Genomic DNA, 20,493 nt, shown 5'->3' on the forward strand with positions numbered 1-20,493 from the left:
TCCTGATGGGATGCCTCTGTGGACGGGCCGCCGAGCGCTCGTGGCGCCGGGTCGGGTGGTGCGGGTCCGGGTGGATCAGACCGGGGTGACGCCGTGCCGGCGCTTCGCGAAGTGCCGCTCCTTGCCGCGCGCGGCGGCGAACCGGCGGACCAGTTCGGCGCGCAGCTCGTGCGGCTCGACGACGGCGTCCACCACCAGCTCACTGGCGAGCCGGACGATGTCGATGTCGCGCTCGTACTCCTCGCGCTTCGCGGCGACGAACGCGGCCCGCTCGGCCTCGTCCTCGATCGCGGCGATCTTGTTGGCGTAGACGGCGTTGACCGCGGCCTCCGCCCCCATCACCGCGATCTTCGCGGTGGGCAGCGCGATCGTCGCGTCCGGCTCGAAACCGGGGCCGGCCATCGCGTAGAGGCCGGCGCCGTACGCCTTGCGGACCACCACACAGATCTTGGGTACGGTCGCCTCGGAGATCGCGGTGATCATCTTGGCGCCGTGCCGGATGATGCCCTGCTTCTCCACCGCGCTGCCGACCATGAACCCGGGCACGTCGGACAGGAACAGCAGCGGCACGTTGAACGCGTCGCAGAGCTGCACGAACCGGGTCGCCTTGTCGGCCGAGTCGACGAAGAGCACGCCGCCCTTGAACATCGAGTTGTTGCCGACCACGCCGACGACCTCGCCGTTCAGCCGGCCGAAGCCGATGGTCAGCTCCTTGGCCCAGAGCGCCTGGATCTCGAAGAAGCTGCCCTCGTCGAGCAGGCCCTTCACGTACCGGCGCATGTCGAACGCCTGCCGCTCGCTGGCCGGGACCAGCGCGGCCAGGTCGGCCTTCTCCGGCGCGTCCACGGCCTCGGCGGCCGGCGGCTCCTGCTGCCAGTTCGACGGCAGGTAGGACAGGTAGGTCCGCACCACGTCGAGCGCGTCGTTCTCGGTCTTGCAGAGGAAGTGACCCACGCCGGACTCGGCGCAGTGCACCTTGGCCCCGCCCATCGCCTCCAGCGTGGTCTTCTCGCCGGTGACCATCTCGACCATCCGGTCCGAGCCGAGGTACATGCTGGCGTTGCCGTCGACCATGGCCACCACGTCGCAGAACGCCGGGATGTAGGCCCCACCCGCCGCGCTCGGCCCGAACAGGGCGCAGACCTGCGGGATGGCGCCGGACGCGCGGACCTGGTTCCAGAAGATCTTGCCGGCGCCCCGCCGGCCGGGGAAGAGGTCGACCTGGTCGGTGATCCGGGCGCCGGCCGAGTCGACCAGGTAGACCATCGGGACGCTTGTCGAATAGGCCCGCTCGATGATCCGGATGATCTTCTCGACGGTCCGGGCGCCCCAGCTGCCGGCCTTCACCGTGGAGTCGTTCGCCATGAGGCAGACCGGCCGGCCGTCGATGGTGGCCGTGCCCGTGACGACGCCGTCGGCGGGCAGGCCCTCGGCCATCGCGTTGGCGTAGAGCCCGTCCTCGACGAAGGACCCCTCGTCGACCAGGTACGCGACCCGCTCGCGGGCGAAGAGCTTGCCCTTCGCGGCGTTCGCCGCGTGGTACTTGTCCGCACCGCCGGCCCGGGCGCGCTTGCGCAGCTGCTCCAAAGCCTCACCGTCGAGCGTCACGCCGACTCCCATTGCCACCGGCCGCCTCGTGAGCGCACCGACCGACCTGAACGATCGTTAGGCTAGCGCATTCCCGCCCCCTCCGGCGACCTACCCGCCTTGCGCACACCCGGCGCCCACCGCCGACCCCGCCCCGCCGCCCCGGTGATCATGAAGTTATTGCCCTCCGCCGCGGCGTGTCGTGGCAATAACTTCATGATCAACGCCCCTGGCCCGTGGGGGGCGGGGCGGAGGGTCGGGGGGGGTCAGGAGGGGATTGGGGTCAGGCGGGTGCGGGGGCCGGCGCGGAGGACGCCGGACGGGAGCTTCTTGCCGACCAGGTGCTCGGCCAGCTCGGCCGCCTCGATGAGGGCGGCCAGGTCGATGCCGGTGTCGATGCCCATGTCGTGCAGCATGTGCACGGCCTCCTCGGTGGCCAGGTTGCCGCTGGCGCCCGGGGCGTACGGGCAGCCGCCGAGGCCGCCCACGCTGGCGTCGAACTCGGTGATGCCCAGCTCCATGGCGGTGAGCATGTTGGCCAGGGCGGTGCCCCGGGTGTTGTGGAAGTGCAGGAGCACCGGCAGGTGGGCGTTGCGGTCGCGGACCGCGGTGACCAGTTCGCGGACCCGCCGGGGCGTCCCCATGCCGGTGGTGTCGCCGAAGGCCACCCGGTCGGCGCCGTCCCGGACGACCCGGTCGACGATGCCGGCCACCCGCTTCGGGTCGACGTCACCCTCGTACGGGCAGCCGAAGCTCGTCGCCACGATCACCTCGGCGGTCGCGCCCGCGCCGTGCAGCAGGTCGATCAGCTCGGCGATGTCGTCGAGCGACTCCTCGGTGGACCGGTTGACGTTGCGTCGGTTGTGGGTGTCGCTGGCCGAGACCACCACCTCGATCTCGGTGAAGCCGGCGGCGAGGGCGCGCTGCGCGCCGCGGGTGTTCGGCACCAGCGCGGAATAGCGCACCCCGTCGGCCTTCGCGGCCCGCTGCCACACCTCGTCGGCGTCGGCCATCTGCGGGATCGCCTTCGGGTGCACGAACGAGACGGCCTCGATCCGCCGCACGCCGGTGCCGGAGAGCGCGTCGAGCAGCCGCACCTTGGCGTCGGTGGGGATCGGCTCCTCGTTCTGGAGCCCGTCCCGCGGCCCGACCTCCCGGATGGAGACGAAGTCCGGCAGTTCCGCCATAAGGGGTCACCTCACTGTGACGGTGTTACGTGATGGGTCGAAGTCCAGCATCCCACCCGGCCGGCCCCCGCCGGCGATCATGAAGTTAGCGGCAAATTCTGCCCGATTTGTCGCCGCTAACTTCATGATCAACCCGGAGAGGGCGGCGGGGTCAGCGCATGCGGGAGACGATGCCGGTGTCGTAGTCGCCGGAGAGGAACTCCGGGTTCTCCAGCAGCTCGGCGAAGAACGGGAGGTTGTTCTTCGGGCCGGCGATCTCGAACTGGGCCACCGCCGCCCTCGCCCGCGCGACCGCTTCGTCCCGGATCGCGCCGCTGACGATCAGCTTGGCCATCAGGCTGTCGTAGAACGGGGTGACCGTGTTGCCGGCGACGTAGCCGGAGTCGACGCGTACGCCCTCGCCGGCGGGCTCGTTCCAGGTGCTGATCGCGCCCGGGCCGGGCAGGAAGCGCTTCGGGTCCTCGGCGTTGATCCGCAGCTCGATGGCGTGCCCGCGCGGCGCGAGCGCGTCCGGGTCGAAGGTCGGTGCCAGGCCGGCCGCCACCCGCAACTGCTCCTCGACCAGGTCGACGCCGTAGACGTACTCGGTGACCGGGTGCTCGACCTGCAGCCGCGTGTTCATCTCCAGGAAGAAGAACTCACCGGTGGTGGGATCGAGGAGGCACTCCACGGTGCCCGCGTTGCGGTAGCTGACCGCCTCGCCCGCCCGCACGGCCGCCGCGAGGATCCGCTCACGCAGCTCGGGCGAGACCGCCGGGGACGGGGACTCCTCGACCAGCTTCTGGTTGCGCCGCTGCACCGAGCACTCGCGCTCACCGAGGGCCACCACCCGGCCGTCGGCCAGGCCGAGGATCTGCACCTCGACGTGGCGTACCCGGGGGAAGTACCGCTCGATCAGCACCGAGCCGTCGCCGAACATCCGCTCGGCGAACGAGCGGACCTTGTCGTACTCGGTGCGCAGCCCGGCCTCGTCGGTCGCCACGCCCATGCCCATGCCGCCGCCACCGGCCGCGGCCTTGACCATCACCGGGTAGCCGATCTCCGCGGCGGCGCTGACCGCCGCGGCCAGGTCGGCCGCCGGCTCGGTGGTGCCGGGCGCCACCGGCACCCCGGCCGCCGCCATCAGGTTCCGGGCGTTGATCTTGTCGCCCATCGCGGTGATCGCGTCCGCGCCGGGCCCGACCCAGATCAGGCCGCCGGCCTCGACGGTACGGGCGAAGTCCGCGTTCTCCGACAGGAAGCCGTAGCCGGGGTGGATGGCCTGGGCGCCGGTGTCCCGCGCGGCGGCGAGGATCGCCTCGACGTTGCGGTAGCTGAGCGCGGGATTGGCCGGGCCGACGCACACCGCCTCGTCGGCCTCGGTCACGAAGGGCAGCCCGGCGTCGGCCTCCGAGTGCACCGCGATCGCGCGGATCCCGAGCTTCCTCGTGGTGCGGATGATCCGGCGCGCGATCTCGCCACGGTTGGCCACCAACAGCGATTCGAACAAGGAAGGGTCCCTTCTTGACGCCTCTTGCATAGCAGGGGCCCCTTCATAACACGCGGACGGCGCGCGTGCTTAACGGACGTTAAGGCACGTCGGGCGTCAGGCCGGGTCCGTGGGGGCGAGGAGCGCGGCCAGCGTCGCACCGCGCAGCAGCTCGGCCCGGCGGCGGCGGTCCACCTCCCCGCCGAGGAACGGGGTGGAGTTCATGAGGCCGAACGCGGCGTGCGCGAGCACCCGTGCCTCGCCGTCCGGCAGCCCGGGGTGCAGGGCGGTCAGCACGACGACCCACTCCTCGACGTACATCCGCTGGAGCCGGCGGATCCGGCGGCGCGGCTCGTCCGGGAGGCGGTCCAGCTCGTGCAGGTGCAGGGCGATCACCGCCGGGTTGGCCAGCGCGAAGTCGACGTGGAAGTCGATCAGCGACTCCAGCGTGCCGCGCGGGTCGTCGGGGTGGTTGGCGGCCCGTTCCTTCCCACCGGCGAGCAGCCCCTCGCTGACCGGGATCAGCGCGGCGACCAGCATCGCCTCCTTGCCGGCGAAGTGGTGGTAGAGCGCCGGGCCGGTGACGCCGGCGGCGGCGCCGATGTCGTCCATCGACACACCGTGGTAGCCGCGCGCCGCGAAGAGCCCGACCGCGATCTCCAGGATCTCGTCGCGCCGGGACCGGCGCCGGCCCGCACCCGTCGCGCCGTTCGCCGCGCCCCGCGCCTGCTGTTCCACCGCCACCGGGCCAGCCTAGTCCGCGCGCCCAAGCTGGTGGAGCCTCGGTTACCCGTCGGTCGCCTCACACCCGCCGCCGCTTGACCCTCGACCCGGTTCAGGCCGCAGGGTCCCTCGGCATGACCGCTACCGCCACCGCGCTCGGCCGGGACTACCGGCTGCTCTGGTCCGCCGCCGTCTCGTCCCGGTTCGGCGACGCCCTGCGTACGCCGGCCCTTGCCCTGCTGGCCGCCGCGCTCACCCGCGACCCCCGGGCGATCGCCGCGGTGACCGTGGCGGGGCAGCTCCCACCGCTGCTGTTCGGGCTGCTCGGCGGCGCGTACGCCGACCGGTGGGACCGGCGCCGCACGATGGCGGCGGTGGACGGGGCCCGGGCCGTGGTGGTGGCCGCGCTGGCCGGGCTTGTCGCCTCCGGCCGGGCCGGGGTCGCCGCGCTGGCCGCCGCGGCGTTCCTGCTCGCCACCCTGGGCACGCTCTTCGACGCGTCCGCCTTCGCGCTGCTCCCGTCGCTGGTGTCGCCGGCGGCGCTGCCCACCGCCAACGGCCGGCTCCAGGCGGGCACGGCGGTGGCCGGCGGGCTCCTCGGCACCCCGCTGGCCGGCGTCCTCTTCGCCCTGGCCGCGTCGCTCCCGTTCGCCGTGGACGCGCTCACCTTCGCCCTGGCCGCCGCCCTCGTCCTCGCCCTCCGCCCGCTGCCGGCGGCACCGCCCCGGCCGGCCGGGCCCGGCGTGTGGCAGGAGGCGTGGGCCGGCATGCGGTGGGTGCGCCGGGACCGGGTGCTGTGGGGGATCGCCGTCGCCTCGGCCGGGTCGAACCTGGCGATCAGCGGTCTGATGGCGGTCCTGGTGCTCTACGCCCTCGGGGCGCTGCGGGTGCCGCCGCAGGGCTACGGGCTGTTCGCGGCGGGAGTGGTGGTCGGTGGGCTGCTCGGGGCGCTGGTCGCCGGGCGGGTGGCGACCCGGTTCGGCACGCTGCCCGCGCTGCGCGCGGTGCTGCTCGGGCAGACCGTGGCGCTGGCCGGGTTCGCCCTGGCCCGCAACCCGCTGACCGGGGGCGTGGCGCTGGCCGTGTTCGCGGCGGGCACCACGATCTGGAACAGCCTGTGGTCCGCGTACGGGCAGGGGCACGTGCCGCGGGACCTGCTCGGGCGGGTCGGCGCGGCGCAGCGCGTGGTCGGCCTGGCCGCCGCACCGCTCGGGGCGGCGCTGGCCGGGTTCGCCGGCGAGGCGTACGGGGTGGGCCCGGTGGTCGGCGCGGCGGCGGTCGTGTTCGCCCTGGTCACGGCCGGCGCGTGGGGAACGCTGCGCGGGACCGCCTGAGCCGGGTCACCGGCCGGCCGGCTCGAACCCGGCGAGCCGCACGGCGAGCCGCTGCCGGACCGGGTGCAGCCCGGAGGCGGCCCGGAGCAGCAGGTCGCGCAGCGGGCGGGCGGCCGGCGGGACGGCGGTGAGCCGGGTGAGCCCGGCGGCGAAGCCCAGCACCTCCTCGGCGAGCGGCCGGCGGGCGGCGGCGTACCCGTCGAGGAGCGTGTCGGGGGCCCCGGCGAGCACGGCGGCGAGCGTGTCGCCGAGGGCGATCGCGTCGCGCAGCCCGAGGTTCATCCCCTGCCCGCCGGCCGGGCTGTGCACGTGCGCCGCGTCCCCGGCGAGCAGCACCGGGCCGGACCGGTAGCTGCCGGCGATCCGGTGGTGGATCCGGAACCGGGAACTCCAGCACACGTCGGTGACCCGGTCCGGGCGCCGGGCCGGCCCCCGCTCGTCGAGCAGCGCCTGGAAGTGCCGCGCCCCCGGCTCGGGCGGCGCGTCGGCCACCGCGGCGACCAGCCGGACCAGTCCGCCGGGCAGCGGCGCCCAGACCAGTGGACCCTGCCGGGCCAGGAAGAGGTTGACCTGATCGCGGGGCAGCGTGCTGTCCACCCGGACGTCCGCGAGCAGGAACGACTCGCCGGGGTCGGCCGGCCCGCCGAAGTCGATGCCGGCCAGTTCGCGGACCGGGCTGCGCATGCCGTCGGCGCCGACCACCCACCGGGCCCGGACCGTCTCGCCGCCCGCGAACGTGGCGGTGGCGCCGGCGCCGTCGAGGTCGAGGCCGGTCAGCTCGTACGGCCGGAGCACCCGGCCGCCGAGGGCGGTGAGCCGGTCGGCGAGCACCGCCTCGGTCTCGGCCTGGGAGACGAGCAGCGCGTACGGGTAGCGGGACGGCAACCGGTCGAAGGGGACGGTGAGCAGCACCCGGTCGCGGTCGCGGACGGTGAACCGGGTCGACGGCAGCCCGCGGGCGGCCAGCGGGGCGGCGACGCCGATCCGGTCCAGCACCTCCAGGGTGCCGGCGTGCACCACGGCCGCCCGCGAGGTGACCGGCGGGGTGGCGAGCCGGTCCACCACGGTCGCGGTCACGCCGTGCCCGGCCAGGGTTGCGGCGACGGCCAGGCCGGTCGGCCCGGCCCCCACCACGAGGACGTCGGTGCGCTCGGGCAGCATGGCCCACCTCCAGGGTTGCCAACAACTGTTTGCCAACAGGTGTTGACAACGGTAGGCGCGCGTCGGTTTCGATGTCAACGCTTGTTGGCCTACAGTTGTGGGCATGACCGACACGGCACCCCGCGCCCGCCGCTCGGACGCCACCCGCGCAGCCATCCTGCGCGCAGCCCGCGAACGCTTCGCCGCCGACGGCTACGAGCGCGCCACCATCCGGGCCATCGCCGCCGACGCGCATATCGACCCGTCCATGGTGATGCGCTACTACGGCAGCAAGGAAGGGCTGTTCGCCGCGGCGGCCGAGTTCGACCTGCGCCTGCCCGACCTGGCCGCCGTGCCGCCGGACCGGCTCGGCGAGACGCTGGTGCGCCACTTCCTCGCCCGGTGGGAGGGGGACGAGACCCTCGCGGCGCTGCTCCGGGCCGCCAGCACCAACCCGGGAGCGGCCGAGCGGATGCGCCTGCTCTTCGCCGACCAGCTCGCCGCGGCGGTGGCCGGGTTCGGCACCGACCCGGCGACCACCGCCCGCCGGGCCGGCCTGGTGGCCAGTCAGACCCTCGGCCTGGCCTTCACCCGCTATATCGTCCGGCTGCCGCCGGTGGTGGAGATGACGCCGGAGGACGTGGTCGCCTGGGTCGCCCCGACCCTCCAGCGCTACCTGACCGGCCGACCGGCCTAACCGGAGAAGCTGCCCGGCTCCTCGCCCTGCACGACGGGGGCCCGGACCAGGTTGCCCCACTCGGTCCACGAGCCGTCGTAGTTGCGGACCCGCGGGAACCCGAGCAGGTGGTGCAGCACGAACCAGGTGTGGCTGGACCGCTCGCCGATCCGGCAGTAGGCCACCACGTCGTCGGACGGGCTCAGCCCGAGCTGGTCGACGTAGATCGCACGCAGCTCGTCCACCGCCTTGAAGGTGCCGTCGTCGTTCGCGGCGGCCTTCCACGGCTTGCTCACCGCGCCCGGGATGTGCCCGCCGCGCAGCGCGCCCTCCTGCGGGTAGGCCGCCATGTGCAGCATCTCGCCGGTGTACTCACCCGGCGACCGCACGTCGACCAGCGGCCGGCCGGCGGTCACGTGCGCCATCACCTCGTCGCGGAACGCCCGGATCGGCGCGTCGTTCCGGTCCGGCACCGGGTAGTCGGCGCGCGGCCGGGTCACCGCGTCCTTCGACATCTCGCGTCCCTCGGCCACCCACTTCTGCCGGCCACCGTCGAGCAGCCGGACGTCGGCGTGGCCGAAGAGCGCGAACACCCAGAGCGCGTACGCGGCCCACCAGTTGAAGTTGTCGCCGTAGAAGACCACCGTGTCGCCGCGGCCGATGCCCTTGGCGGCGCACAGCTCCGCGAAGCTCTTCGCGTCCAGGTAGTCGCGGGTCACCTGGTCGTTCAGCTCGGTGTGCCAGTCGACCTTCACCGCGCCGGGGATGTGGCCGGTGTCGTAGAGGAGCACGTCCTCGTCGGACTCGACCACCACGAGGCCCTCGTCCCCCAGGTGCTCGGCCAGCCACTCCGTGGTGACCAGACGCTGCGGGTCGGCGTAGGACTGGAGGTGCGGGTTCGGATCGCTCGGCACAGGCATGAGCCCCAAGGTACGCCGGATCACCGCACCGCGACCGGCCATCCCGTGTGGTGGGGCGAACACCGGTCAGGCGCGGCGGTGCACCAGCCGGCCGGCGACCACCGTGGCCAGGCAGGAACCGTCGGCCGCGAAGACCGCCAGGTCGGCCCGGCCGCCGACCACCAGCGCCGGCGGCCGGGCGGTGGCGAGCACCGCCACCTCGTTGCGCGCGGCGGCGGCCCGCAGCGCCGGATCGGTGACGTGGTCGGCGAGCACCGCGGCGGCTCCCCGCCGGAACAGGGCGTGCACCCGCTCGCGTGGGGTCGGCGCGGGCGGCAGCGGCCCGTCGTGCACCAGCGCCGGCCCGAGCACGGCGGCCCACCGGCGCAGCCGCACCCCGGGGTACGCCCCGGTCAACTCGTCCAGCGGCGCGACCGCCTCGACCCGGTCGCCGCTCACCAGCACGGCGTGACCCGGCCGGGGCTCGTCGTCGAGGGTGAGCCGCAGCAGGTGCGCGGCGTGCAGGGTCCGCACCCGTCAGTCGAGAGTGATCGGCCCGAGCACCGGCCGCTTGGCGGTGACGAGGTCGCCGGAGGAGCGGCCGGTCAGCCGGCGCTTGATCCACGGGGCCAGGTGCCGGCCGGCCCAGCGCAGGTCGGCGGCCCGGGCGGCAAGCCAGGGCGTGGGCGCCGGATGCGGCGGCACCAGCAGCCAATCCTCGTCACACGCCACGCCGAGCGCGGCGAGCACCTGCCCGGCCACCCGCCGGTGCCCGGCCGCCGACAGGTGCAGGCGGTCGGTGCTCCAGAGCAGCGGGTTGAGGTAGGTGTCGTCGGCGTACAGGTCGACCAGGGTGGCACCGTGCCGCTCGGCGACCTCGCCGACCACCCGGTTGAGCAGGTTCACCCGGGGGGCCACCAGCCGCTGGCCGGGCAGCCGGGCCATCACGTCGGCGAACCGGAACAGCACCACGTCGGCGCCTCCGGCGCGCAGCCGGGCGATCACCTCGTCGAAGCGGGGCACGAAGGCGTCCGGATCGAAGGTACGGCGCAGCACGTCGTTGCCGCCGGCCGCGAAGCTGATCAGATCGGGCTTCATGGCCAGGGCGGCCGGCACCTGCTCGGCCACGATGTTCGGGAACAGCCGGCCCCGGATGGCCAGGTTGGCGTAACCGAAGTCGGGGCCGGCCTCGGCGGCGAGCCGGGTGGCGACCAGGTCGGCCCAGCCCCGGTAGGTGCCGTCCGGGTAGGCGTCGTCCATACCCTCGGTGAAGCTGTCGCCCACCGCCACGAAGTTGCGCCAGCGCACTGCGCCTCCCTCTGACCGACCCGGCAGAGCTGCCTGACCCGGCAGAGCTGCGTCGGCCAGTCTCGCACCGAACGGGCTCCCGCCGCCCGCCCCCTGCGCGGACGTGGCGGAGGTCATCGGCGGCGAGCGTGAGCAGAGTCATCAGGACAAATGTCCCGCTTGGTGGGTCCGGGGCAGAATCCGTCCGCCGGACCGGGGATGATGTTGCCCGTCATCCGGTCCGAAGGTGGGAGGCACCCGCCGCTGCGGCTGGTCAGCGACGGCGCGAACGAGGAACGCATGACCCAGGGACACCCGGCCGCCTTCCCGGCCGACGGTCAGCCGCACCCGCCGGGCCAGGCGTACCCGGTCCCACCGCCGGGCCAGGCGTACCCGGTCGCACCGCCGGCCTTCCCCGCCGCGCCCGGCTACGGGCCGCCGGGCGGGCCGGGCCAGCCGGGCTTCGGGGCGTACCCCGGTGGGCCGGGGCAGCCGGGCTTCGGGCCGTACCCGCCGGCCCCGCCGCCGCAGCCGAAGTCGCGGCGCGGCCTCTGGATCGGGCTGGGCGTCGGGGCGCTGGTGCTGACCCTCTGCGCCGGCACGGCGATCGGCGTGGGCGTCGGGCTGAGCGAGCGCGGCGAGGACGCGGCCCCGAAGGCCGCCGCCGCGGCCAACGGGGTGACCGTCACCCAGCAGGAGCTGGACGAGCTGCTGGCCCGGCACAGCAAGGCCCTCGCCGACAAGGACCTGAAGGGCTACCTGGCCCCCTTCGACCCGGCCCGCAAGGACCTGGTCGCCGGGCAGACCCGGCTCTTCGCCAACCTGGGCAAGCTGCCGCTGGCGGTCGGCCAGTACCGCACCGTCGCCCAGCAGGGGCGGACCACCGACAGCTTCGGCCGCGGCGTCAGCTTCCAGCTCGACGTCTCCTTCGTGCACCAGTTCGAGGGGTACGACCTCACCCCGGTCGCCGAGTGGTACCGCTGGACCGTCGTCCGGGAGGGCCAGGGCGCCCCGCTCAAGGTCACCGCGGTCACCGGGGCGCCCGCCGCGCTGGGCAGCTCGAAGACGGTCTACTACCCCGGCCCCTGGGACAAGTGGCGCGAGATCCACGTCGAGCGCACCGCGCACACCCTGGTCATCACCGACGCCGCGCTGGCCGCCGAGGCGAAGCGGTACGCACCGGCCGCCGAGGCGGCGGTGGCCGACGACTTCGCCGCGTGGCGGGCCGGCGGGGTCACCGCGGACATCCCGAAGGGCTTCGTCATCAGCCTGGTCAAGGGCAAGCAGGACCTGGGCTCGCTCTACCGGATCAACAAGGAGAAGACCACCGAGGCCGGCGTCTCGATCGGCATGATCTCCGCGGACCGGAAGCAGGACATTGACATCGGCGGCAGCCGCATCGTGATCGACGTGGCCGACCGGTCGTTCTTCGCCGCCGGCAACACCCGGGGGCCCCGGGAGATCTTCCGGCACGAGGTGGGCCACTCCCTGGTCGCCAGCCTGGAGGACGCCGACAAGCAGGACTTCTTCGACGGCATCGAGAACTGGATCGTGGAGGGCTTCGCCGAGTACCTGGCCCACCGGGGTGAGCCGCTGCGGTCCAGCGGCCGCACCCCGCAGGCACGGTCGATCGTCCGCTCCGGCGACTGGGAGGGCACGCTGCCGGGCAACGCCGACTGGGACCTCTCGGGGCGGACCAGCTTCCACTACTGGCTCGGGCACGCGGCCATGACCCACCTCGCGGAGAAGTACGGCGAGCAGAAGCTGTTCCAGTTCGTGACCGCCCGCTACCAGGGCGCCACCGCCGACCAGGCCAGCCGGCAGGTGCTCGGCGTCCCGCTGGCCCAGTTCCAGACGGGTTGGGCGGCGTACGTGCGGGCCCAGGCGCGCTGAGCGGGAACGGAGCGAACGAGATGACGAACCCACAGGTCCCCGCGGACCAGCCCGCGGCATCCGGCGGCTGGCCAGCCGCGCCGCAGCAGCCGTGGCCGCAGCAGCCGGCCACAGCACCTCAGCCGTCGATCCCGCCGCAGCCCGGCGCGCCGTTCGCGCCGCCGGTTGCGCCGGCTCCGCAGTCGACGGCACCGCAGCCGCCACAGCCGAGCGTGCCGCATCCGGGCCTGCCGCAGGCCGGACCGCCACAGGTCCCGTACCCCGGAATGCCGCAGCCGCCGCACCCGGTGACCGGCCAGCCGGCGTCCTACCCGGTGGGCGGCCAGCCGCCGCACCCGGTGGCCGGGCAGCCGCCGTATCAGGTGGCCGGACAGTCGCCCTACCCGGCGGCCGGGCAGCCGACGTACCCGGTGGCGGGGCAGGGCGCGTACCCGCCGAGCGGCTGGGCCGGGCCGGGCGGTAGCCCCCCGGCGACGCCCAAGCGGCGCGGACGTCTCGCGCTGCTGCTGGCCGGCGGCCTGGTGGCCGTGCTGGCCGTCGGCGCCGGCACCGCCTACGGCGTCTCCCGGTTGATCGGCGGAGGCTCCGGCGGGGACGGCGATCTGAAGACCGCCTGGGTGCTGGACTTCCCCGAGCGGCAGAGCATGACCGGGCTCACCGCGTTCGACCAGGAGGACATGTTCGGCGCCTGGCTGGTCGGCGACAACGTGGTTCGGGCGCAGGCGGACGGGGTGCTCGCCTACCGGCTCTCCGACGGCGGGCAGGCCTGGGGTGCCCCCGCGCCCGACGGAACCTCGGTCTGCGTCGCGGCCCAGGCCGTGACCGACGGGCGGGGTGCGGTCGCGGTCGGCTCCGACAAGTCCTGCAACACCGTCGCCGGGGTCGACCTGAACAGCGGCAAGGTGACCTGGCAGGCCAGGTTCCCCGCGCCGGTCATCGAGGGGCGCGACACCCTGACCGCGCCGGACCTGTCGGTCGCCGGTCAGCAGGTGATCGTCCGCTCCGAGGACACCATGATCGGGCTGTCGCTCGCCAGCGGGAAACAGCTCTGGCGCACCACCGGCAAGAAGCTGCTGCCGGGGCGGGACTGCGGGTTCAAGGACATGCGGGCCGCCGACGAGCTGGTGGTGGTCACCTACGGCTGTCCGCGCGGCGGCGAGGTGGATGCCCTCGACCCGGCCACCGGCAAGGTGCGCTGGCGGCAGCGGCTGCCCGAGTCGAAGCTCATCGACGGTGTGCTGGGCGTGCAGCCGCCGGTGGGCCTGCCGGGGCTCGGGCATGACGCGTACACGATCCGGGACCCGCGGACCGGCAAGGAGGTGGCCTCCTTCACCGACCCGATCGACGGCGTCGAGCTGTGGGACGTGCCGCCGAACCGGTCCAACGCGATCGACGGTCCGGCGATCTACGAGTGCCTCGTCAGCGACGACACCCTCTACTACCCGACCTTCCCCAAGCCGGTGCCGGGCACCGGGCGGTCGGCCAACCAGATCGTCGCGATCGACCTGGCCACCGGCAAGAAGCGCTGGATCTCCTCCGGCCACAGCGGCAGCAAGGTCCAGCTGATCCGCCAGGACGAGCAGGGCGTGCTCGCCTGGGAGGCCGGCGACCGGAAGAAGCTCCCGCCGCGCCTGGTCCGCATCGACCCGGCCACCGGCAAGGTCAGCGTGGTGGCGGAGGGGCCGCTCTCGGCCGGCTTCGAGGGCGAGTCGGCCAAGGTCATGGAGCGCGACGGGGTCGTGGTGATCGTGCCCTGGAAGCACGTCGTCGCGGACCGGGCGATCACCGTTCTCCGCTGACCGGGACCGCCTGAGGGGCGGACCACCGGCCCGAGCGCGCCGGGACGGGCGATCGTCCGTCGGTGGAGCGCCATGGAGGTCAAAACGCGCCGGTGACCTCCATGGCGTTCCACTCGGCGGCGCCGCACCGATCGGAAGCCCGCGCTGCTATCAGCCAGATCGAGAGGCGGTGATCAGCACCGTGTGCTTGCGCACGCGGAAGCTGCCTTCGGCGTCGATCCGGGCCTGGACCAGGTCGCCCGCGGCTGACCGCTGCGCGGGCGTTAGTGGCTCCTCGGCCATGCTGGCGAGGTAGGCGAGGACGGGCTCCACGGTGGGCACGTCCAGGTCGCACGGATAGCGCTCGACCGTGACGCCGGTGAAGGTGCGAGCCACGTACCCCGGTCCGGTCTCGGCTGTGACGTCGTTCTGGTGGAAGCCGAGCGCCAGATCGGGGCGGCCGACGGCCACCGCGAGGGCGTTGAGTTCCGCGAGGTGGTCACTGCCGTTGAGGGCGGCGGCGAGCCGGCCGCCGGGGCGGAGGACCCGGGCGAACTCGCGCAGCGCGGCGGCCGGATCGTCCAGGTGGTAGAGCATGTGGTTGGCGACGACGGTGTCGAAGCTGGCGTCGGCGAACGGCAGCCGGCTGGCGTCGCACCGTTCGACCCGGGCACCGGGGACGTCGCGTAACCGCACGCACATCGCCGCCGAGAAGTCGGTGAGGGTGAGCCGGAGCCCGCGCCCGCGGTGGTCCACCTGACTCCACAGCTTCCCCGTGCCGGCGCCCACTTCGAGGACGTCGCCGGCCAGCGGCAACCGCTCGTCGAGCCAGGCGAACCAGCCCTGCGGGTTCGTGCCGTGGTCGTGCAGCGCGATCCGGGCCGTGAGGTTGCCGGTCGTCGTCGCGTACTGGCTGACCGCGCGGGCCGACGGCGTCGTGGTCATGACGGCAGCGTAGGCCGTTCGCCGCGGTTCAGAGGTACAGGCAGAACGGGTGGCCGGCCGGGTCCAGGTGCACCCGGACGTCGTCCTGGGGTTGGAAGTCCGCGACCGTGGCGCCCAGGGACACCGCGTACGCCGACGCCGCGTCGAGGTCGTCGACCTTGATGTCGAGGTGCGCCATCATCTGCGGCTCGCCGGGGCCCGCGGGCCAGACCGGGCGCACGTACGCGGGCTCGGTCTGGAACGCCAGCCCGGCGCCGCCCCCGGATGCGGCCAGGACGACCCAGTCCGGCTCGTCCTCTTCCCGTGCCCACCCGAGCAGCCGTTCGTAGAAGCCGGCCAGTTGCCGCGCGTCGGGCGCGTCCAGCACGGTCGTCGTCATCGTCAGCCGGGGCCTCTCATCCATACCCCTCTACTACCCACACGGCGGCGAATATGATCGCCTGCCGATCCCCGCCGCCGTACGCTGCCTCAATGCTGCTGCGCATGTCGACCCTGCTGCTCCGGACCCTGCGCGAGGACCCGGCCGACGCGGAGGTGCCGAGCCACCGGCTGCTGCTCCGCGCCGGCTACGTCCGTCGCGCCGCACCGGGCGGCTACACCTGGCTGCCGCTGGGCAAGCTGGTGCTGGACCGGGTCACCGAGATCGTCCGCGCGGAGATGGCGGCGATCGGCGACCAGGAGGTGCACTTCCCGGCGCTGCTCCCGGCCGAGCCGTACCGGACCAGCGGGCGGTGGGCGGAGTACGGCGACGACATCTTCACCCTCGAGGACCGGAAGGGCGCCGAGCACCTGCTCGCCCCGACCCACGAGGAGATGGCCGCGCTGCTGGTGAAGGACCTGTTCAGCTCCTACCGGGATTTCCCGGTGACGCTGTTCCAGATCCAGACCAAGTTCCGCGACGAGGCCCGGCCGCGGGCGGGCCTGCTGCGCGGGCGCGAGTTCCTCATGAAGGACGCCTACTCGTTCGACCTGGACGAGGCCGGGCTCCAGAAGGCGTACGACCGGCACCGCGACGCGTACCAGCGGATCTTCACCCGGCTCGGGCTGGATTTCACCGTGGTGCACGCGATGTCCGGGGCCATGGGGGGCTCGGCGTCGGAGGAGTTCCTGGCCGCCACGCCGGTGGGCGAGGACACCTATGTCGGCTGCACCGCCTGCGACTACGCGGCCAACACGGAGGCCGTGGTGACCCGCGCGCCGGCGGCCGGCGACCCCGAGGCCCACCCGGCCGTGGCGGTGCACGACACCCCGGAGACGCCGACCATCGCGTCGCTGGTCGACCTGGCGAACGCCCGCGCGCTCGCCGGCCGGACCGACTGGACCGCCGCCGACACCTTGAAGAACGTCGTGCTGGCCGTGCGCCGGCCCGGCGCCGAGCAGGCGGATCTGCTGGTGATTGGGCTGCCCGGGGACCGCGAGGTGGACCTGAAGCGGGTCGAGGCGGCGCTGCACCCGGCCACGGTGGCGGTCTTCGAGGACTGGGCGGCGCATCCGGAGCTGGTCCGCGGCTACCTCGGGCCGCAGATCCTGGCCAAGCACGGGGTCCGCTACCTGGTCGACCCGCGCGTGGTCACCGGCACCGCCTGGTTGACCGGGGCGAACGAGCCGGGCCGGCACGCCACCGACGTGGTGTGCGGGCGGGACTTCGTGCCGGACGGCACCATCGAGGCGGCCGAGGTGCGCCCGGGCGACCCCTGCCCGGCCTGCGGCGACGGCGAGCTGACCATGCGGCGGGGCATCGAGGTGGGGCACATCTTCCAGCTCGGCCGCCGGTTCACCGACGCCTTCGCGGTCGACGTGCTCGGCCCGGAGGGCAAGCCGGTCCGGCCGACCATGGGCTGCTACGGCATCGGCGTCTCACGGGCCGTCGCGTCGGTGGCCGAGCAGCACCACGACGACCGGGGGCTGGTGTGGCCGGCCGAGGTCGCGCCGTGCGACGTACACCTCGTGGCGGCCGGGAAGGGTCCGCAGCTCGACGCGGCGCTGGAGCTCGGCGGGCGCCTCTCCGCGGCCGGCCTGCGGGTGCTGGTCGACGACCGCACCCACGTCTCGGCCGGGGTGAAGTTCACCGACGCCGAGCTGATCGGCATCCCGCGCGCCGTCGTGGTCGGCCGCCGGCTGGCCGAGGGGTACGTCGAGCTGCGCGACCGGGCCTCCGGCGAGCGGATCGAGTTGCCGGTGGACGGCCTGGTCGAGCGCCTGCTCGACGAGGCGCGTGGGGCGCGCCGCGACCGGGTGTAGCGGACGCGCCACGGGGTACCGCAGACGGATCGACCAAGGTGTTTCGGAGGCTCTCATGTACCGGGTCAGTGACGTGATGACCAAGCAGGTGGTCTACCTGCCCGCGGAGACTCCCCTGGACGAGGCGGCCAGGGTGATGAAGGAGTCGGACATCGGCGATGTCGTGGTCACCGACGGAGCCACCCTGGCCGGCATGCTGACCGACCGCGACATCGTGGTGCGGGCGGTGGCCGAGCGGGCCGACCCGGGCAGCACCACGATCGGTGCGATCGTCACCCGCGAGGTGGTGATGATCGAGCAGCACTGCACGGCGGGCGAGGCGGCCGCGCTGATGCGCGAGCGCAACATCCGGCGGGTGCTGGTCTGCGACAGCGACCGCAAGCTGGTCGGCATCGTCTCCCTCGGCGACCTGGCCATGCAGCTCGACCCGAACTCCGCCCTGAGCGACATCAGTGAGGCCGCCCCGAACATGTGACCCGCCCGACCCGGTGCCCTCCCGGCCGACCCCGGAGGGCGCCGGGTCCACGGCGGTAGCCTGGCGGTCATGTCCGAGATGCCGAGCAAGCTGGCCGAGATCGTCGACGAGTTCGCGGCCGCCCCACGCGACGTGGTGCTGGAGATGCTGCTGGAGTTCTCCGACGTGATCCCGCCGCTGCCCGAGGGCGTGGACCGGGGCGACCTGGAGCAGGTCCCGGAGTGCCAGACCGCTTTCTTCCTGCGCGCCGAGGTCAACCCGGACAAGACGGTGAGCACCATCTTCGACTGCCCGCCGGAGGCGCCGACGACGCGGGCGTTCGCCGGCATCCTCGCCGAGGGGCTGGCCGGGGCGAGCGCCGAGGACGTGCTGGCCGTGCCGGACGACCTCTACCAGCGGATGGGCCTGGCCCAGGCGATCAGCCCGCTGCGGATCCGCGGCGGCACCGCCATCCTGGCCCGGCTGAAGCGCCAGGTGCGGGAACAGATCTCCTGATCGACGGGTTGTCGCTGGTCATGGAGATCGAGATCTACGCCGACGTCGTCTGCCCCTGGTGCTGGATCGGCAAGCGCCGTCTGGAGCAGGCTCTGGAGCGGTACGACGGCGAGGTGAGCATCCGGTTCCGGCCGTTCCAGCTCGACCCGACGCCGGTGACCGAGCCGAAGCCGCTCATCGAGGCGCTGGGCGCGAAGTTCGGCGGCCGGGACAAGGCCGAGGGCATGGCCACCCACGTCACCCAGGTCGCCAAGGGCGCCGGGATCGACATGCACTTCGACCGCGCGGTGGCCGCGAACACCTTCGAGGCGCACCGGCTGGTCCGGTTCGCCACCGAGCGGGGCCGGGCCGCCGAGGTGGTCGAGCGGCTCTACCGGGCGCACTTCCAGGACGGTGTCGACGTCGGGTCGACCGACGCGCTGGTCAAGCTGGCCGGCGAGGTCGGCCTGGACGAGACCGAGGCGCGCGAGTACCTGGAGTCGAACCTCGGCCGCCGGGAGGTGGCCGCCGACCTGAGCGCCGCGCACCAGCTCGGCGTCTCCAGCGTGCCGACCTTCGTGCTCGCCGGGAAGTACGCCGTGACCGGCGCCCAGGAGCCGGAGACCCTGCTGGCCGCCCTCCACGAGGTGGCGCAGCGCGAGGCCTCAGCGTGATGTTTCACGTGGAACAAGATCGATGCGGGTGACGGCCTAGGCCGGTCGGGCCAGGTCCTCCACCACCGTTGCCCCGGGCAGCGCGCCGAGCGCCGGCCCGGGCAACGCGATCTTGCTGTGCCGTACGCCCGACCCGATGATCACGTGCGGCATGGCGATCACGCGCGAGTCGACCAGGATCGGCCAGTCCTCGGGGAGCCCGATCGGGGTGATCCCGCCGTACTCCATCCCGGTCAGCTCGACCGCCTCGGCCATCGGCGCGAAGCTCGCCTTCCGCACGTCGAGCAGCCGGCGGACCACGCCGTTCACGTCGGCCCGGGTGGTGGCGAGCACGATGCAGGCCGCGTAGCGCGTCTCGCCGCCCCGCTTGCCGGCGACCACCACGCAGTTGGCCGACTCGTCCAACCCCACCTCGTACGCCGCGCAGAACGCCGCCGTGTCGGCCAGCTCGGCGTCGATCGGGGCGACCAGCACGTCGTCCACGTCCACGGGAGCCTCGTCCGGCCACCGCTCGATCGCGGCGGCCACCGGCGCGGCCAGCAGGTCCGGGCGGGTACGGGCGGGCTCGGTCTTCAGCGTCCCCATCACGGGTGCGATCCTCGCACCCGGCGGACGGCTCCGCTGACCGACGTGCCGGCCGGCCCGAATCCTGGACCGGCCGCGGGTCAGCTGCCGGTGAGGAAGGCGTTCTCGCGGGCGAACGTGCGGTCCTGGTGGGCCGCCAGCTCCTCGGCCCGCAACTGGTTGACGCGGTGGGTCTCCACGTCCTCGATGCCGTGCCGGACCCCGAGCCGGATCACGCCGTAGAGGAAGACGAAGCCGAAGACGTACAGGATCACGGTGGTGAGGAAGACCAGCATGCGGCCACGGTAGGGCGGCCCGGAACCGCAAGAGGTTTCATCTCCGGGTGGATCCCCCGTACGTGTCCGCGAGGTGGTCGGCCCAGGTGCGGGTGCCGGTCGGGGTGGCGGTGGTGGTGAGCCCGCCGGCGCGCAACTCCCGGCCCAGCCGCCCCGGGATCCGCACCGGCAGCAGCGGGCGGCGGGACCGCCGGGCCGCCTGCCAGGCGCGGACCGCCTCGTCGTAGCGGAGCACCTCCGGGCCGCCGAACTCCTCGATCCGGCCCGACGGACCGGCGGTCAGCATCGCGGCGAGCCGTCCCGCCACCTCGCCGGGGTCGACCGGCTGGGCGAGCACCTTCCGGTCCCCGAGCACCGGGCCGAGCCGGCTCGCGGCCCGCAGCAACTCCTCCAGGAACTCCGGGAACTGGGTCGCCCGCAGGACGCTCCACGGCACCGGTCCGGCGGCCACCACCTGCTCGGCCTCGAGCTTGTGCCGGTAGTAGCCGAGCGGCACCCGGTCGACGCCGACGATCGAGACGTAGGCCAGGTGGCCCACCCCGGCGTGTCCGGCGGCCAGCACCAGCCGGCGGGTGCCCAGCACGTCGATCTCGTGCGTGCGCCGGTTCGGTGAGGAGGCCAGGTGCAGCACCGCATCGACCCCGTCGACCGCCGCGGCCAGCCCTTCACCGGTGGCGAGGTCGGCCGCCACCCACTCCACTCCGGCGTCGCTCCGGGGCTGCCGGCTCACGGCGCGGACGGTGTGCCCCTCGTCGCGCAGCCGGGGCAGCGCCACCCGCCCGAGCCGTCCGCTCGCCCCGGTCACCAGCACCCGCATCTCGTTCTCCCCTCGCCACGCCGCTCGCTCCTTCC

General features: G+C 73.8%; 21 protein-coding genes. 8 read left to right on the plus strand and 13 right to left on the minus strand.

Annotation, left to right across the window (positions count from 1 at the left end; genetic code table 11):
• Positions 1–75 precede the first annotated feature (75 nt).
• From ABZ452_RS18325 to ABZ452_RS18340, 4 genes are all read right to left on the minus strand, one after another.
• A complete protein-coding gene (locus ABZ452_RS18325; protein WP_357944047.1) occupies positions 76–1,608 on the minus strand; it encodes an acyl-CoA carboxylase subunit beta in 1,533 nt (510 codons plus the stop codon).
• Positions 1,609–1,853: 245 nt separating this feature from the next.
• A complete protein-coding gene (locus ABZ452_RS18330) occupies positions 1,854–2,774 on the minus strand; it encodes a hydroxymethylglutaryl-CoA lyase (protein WP_357944049.1) in 921 nt (306 codons plus the stop codon).
• A gap of 151 nt (positions 2,775–2,925) precedes the next feature.
• A complete protein-coding gene (locus tag ABZ452_RS18335) occupies positions 2,926–4,263 on the minus strand; it encodes a biotin carboxylase N-terminal domain-containing protein (protein WP_357944051.1) in 1,338 nt (445 codons plus the stop codon).
• Between the two features lie 96 nt (positions 4,264–4,359).
• The gene (locus ABZ452_RS18340; protein ID WP_357944053.1) at positions 4,360–4,986 is read right to left on the minus strand and encodes a TetR/AcrR family transcriptional regulator; all 627 of its coding nucleotides are present in this window, start codon (positions 4,984–4,986) and stop codon (positions 4,360–4,362) included.
• 113 nt (positions 4,987–5,099) lie between these two features.
• Between ABZ452_RS18340 and ABZ452_RS18345 the strand changes: the two genes are divergently transcribed.
• Positions 5,100–6,299 carry an MFS transporter gene (locus ABZ452_RS18345; RefSeq protein ID WP_357944055.1) on the plus strand — a complete coding sequence of 400 codons (1,200 nt, stop codon included), beginning with the start codon at positions 5,100–5,102 and terminating at the stop codon, positions 6,297–6,299.
• Between the two features lie 6 nt (positions 6,300–6,305).
• Here ABZ452_RS18345 and ABZ452_RS18350 read toward each other — a convergent pair whose 3' ends face one another.
• A complete protein-coding gene (locus ABZ452_RS18350) occupies positions 6,306–7,460 on the minus strand; it encodes an FAD-dependent monooxygenase (RefSeq protein WP_357944057.1) in 1,155 nt (384 codons plus the stop codon).
• Between the two features lie 103 nt (positions 7,461–7,563).
• Here ABZ452_RS18350 and ABZ452_RS18355 point away from each other — a divergent pair, with 103 nt between their 5' ends.
• Entirely contained in the window at positions 7,564–8,136 is a 573-nt protein-coding gene (locus ABZ452_RS18355; RefSeq protein ID WP_357944059.1) for a TetR family transcriptional regulator, read from the plus strand.
• Here the strand turns inward: ABZ452_RS18355 and ABZ452_RS18360 are convergent.
• The 3 genes from ABZ452_RS18360 to ABZ452_RS18370 all read right to left on the minus strand — a co-directional run bounded on the left by ABZ452_RS18360 (position 8,133) and on the right by ABZ452_RS18370 (position 10,322).
• Positions 8,133–9,035 carry a sulfurtransferase gene (locus ABZ452_RS18360; RefSeq protein ID WP_357944061.1) on the minus strand — a complete coding sequence of 301 codons (903 nt, stop codon included), beginning with the start codon at positions 9,033–9,035 and terminating at the stop codon, positions 8,133–8,135. The genes ABZ452_RS18355 and ABZ452_RS18360 overlap by 4 nt on opposite strands.
• Positions 9,036–9,101: 66 nt before the next feature.
• Complete coding sequence (locus tag ABZ452_RS18365; RefSeq protein ID WP_357944062.1) at positions 9,102–9,548, minus strand: hypothetical protein; 447 nt, start codon at positions 9,546–9,548, stop codon at positions 9,102–9,104.
• Positions 9,549–9,551: 3 nt separating this feature from the next.
• The gene (locus ABZ452_RS18370) at positions 9,552–10,322 is read right to left on the minus strand and encodes an SGNH/GDSL hydrolase family protein (protein WP_357944064.1); all 771 of its coding nucleotides are present in this window, start codon (positions 10,320–10,322) and stop codon (positions 9,552–9,554) included.
• A 279-nt stretch (positions 10,323–10,601) separates the two neighbouring features.
• Between ABZ452_RS18370 and ABZ452_RS18375 the strand changes: the two genes are divergently transcribed.
• Entirely contained in the window at positions 10,602–12,194 is a 1,593-nt protein-coding gene (locus ABZ452_RS18375; protein ID WP_357944066.1) for a hypothetical protein, read from the plus strand.
• 266 nt (positions 12,195–12,460) lie between these two features.
• Entirely contained in the window at positions 12,461–13,993 is a 1,533-nt protein-coding gene (locus ABZ452_RS18380; protein ID WP_357944068.1) for a PQQ-binding-like beta-propeller repeat protein, read from the plus strand.
• Between the two features lie 150 nt (positions 13,994–14,143).
• Here ABZ452_RS18380 and ABZ452_RS18385 read toward each other — a convergent pair whose 3' ends face one another.
• Both ABZ452_RS18385 and ABZ452_RS18390 read right to left on the minus strand, forming a co-directional pair.
• A complete protein-coding gene (locus ABZ452_RS18385; protein ID WP_357944070.1) occupies positions 14,144–14,917 on the minus strand; it encodes a class I SAM-dependent methyltransferase in 774 nt (257 codons plus the stop codon).
• A gap of 28 nt (positions 14,918–14,945) precedes the next feature.
• The gene (locus tag ABZ452_RS18390) at positions 14,946–15,320 is read right to left on the minus strand and encodes a VOC family protein (RefSeq protein WP_357944072.1); all 375 of its coding nucleotides are present in this window, start codon (positions 15,318–15,320) and stop codon (positions 14,946–14,948) included.
• Between the two features lie 68 nt (positions 15,321–15,388).
• Between ABZ452_RS18390 and ABZ452_RS18395 the strand changes: the two genes are divergently transcribed.
• From ABZ452_RS18395 to ABZ452_RS18410, 4 genes are all read left to right on the plus strand, one after another.
• Positions 15,389–17,158: a proline--tRNA ligase gene (locus ABZ452_RS18395; protein WP_357944074.1), complete on the plus strand. Its 1,770-nt coding sequence runs from the start codon at positions 15,389–15,391 to the stop codon at positions 17,156–17,158.
• A gap of 55 nt (positions 17,159–17,213) precedes the next feature.
• Positions 17,214–17,633 carry a CBS domain-containing protein gene (locus tag ABZ452_RS18400; RefSeq protein ID WP_357944076.1) on the plus strand — a complete coding sequence of 140 codons (420 nt, stop codon included), beginning with the start codon at positions 17,214–17,216 and terminating at the stop codon, positions 17,631–17,633.
• A gap of 69 nt (positions 17,634–17,702) precedes the next feature.
• The gene (locus tag ABZ452_RS18405) at positions 17,703–18,128 is read left to right on the plus strand and encodes a SufE family protein (RefSeq protein WP_357944078.1); all 426 of its coding nucleotides are present in this window, start codon (positions 17,703–17,705) and stop codon (positions 18,126–18,128) included.
• 20 nt (positions 18,129–18,148) lie between these two features.
• The gene (locus tag ABZ452_RS18410) at positions 18,149–18,781 is read left to right on the plus strand and encodes a DsbA family oxidoreductase (protein WP_357944080.1); all 633 of its coding nucleotides are present in this window, start codon (positions 18,149–18,151) and stop codon (positions 18,779–18,781) included.
• 36 nt (positions 18,782–18,817) lie between these two features.
• On the opposite strand, the gene ABZ452_RS18415 is transcribed toward ABZ452_RS18410, so the two are convergent.
• From ABZ452_RS18415 to ABZ452_RS18425, 3 genes are all read right to left on the minus strand, one after another.
• Positions 18,818–19,366, minus strand: coding sequence for a YbaK/EbsC family protein (locus tag ABZ452_RS18415; protein ID WP_357944082.1), 549 nt, complete (start codon positions 19,364–19,366; stop codon positions 18,818–18,820).
• An 80-nt stretch (positions 19,367–19,446) separates the two neighbouring features.
• The gene (locus ABZ452_RS18420) at positions 19,447–19,641 is read right to left on the minus strand and encodes a hypothetical protein (RefSeq protein ID WP_357944084.1); all 195 of its coding nucleotides are present in this window, start codon (positions 19,639–19,641) and stop codon (positions 19,447–19,449) included.
• 37 nt (positions 19,642–19,678) lie between these two features.
• Positions 19,679–20,458 carry an NAD(P)H-binding protein gene (locus tag ABZ452_RS18425; protein ID WP_357944086.1) on the minus strand — a complete coding sequence of 260 codons (780 nt, stop codon included), beginning with the start codon at positions 20,456–20,458 and terminating at the stop codon, positions 19,679–19,681.
• Positions 20,459–20,493 lie beyond the last annotated feature (35 nt).

Source organism: Micromonospora sp. NPDC005707, assembly GCF_040631005.1.
Taxonomy (GTDB): domain Bacteria; phylum Actinomycetota; class Actinomycetes; order Mycobacteriales; family Micromonosporaceae; genus Micromonospora.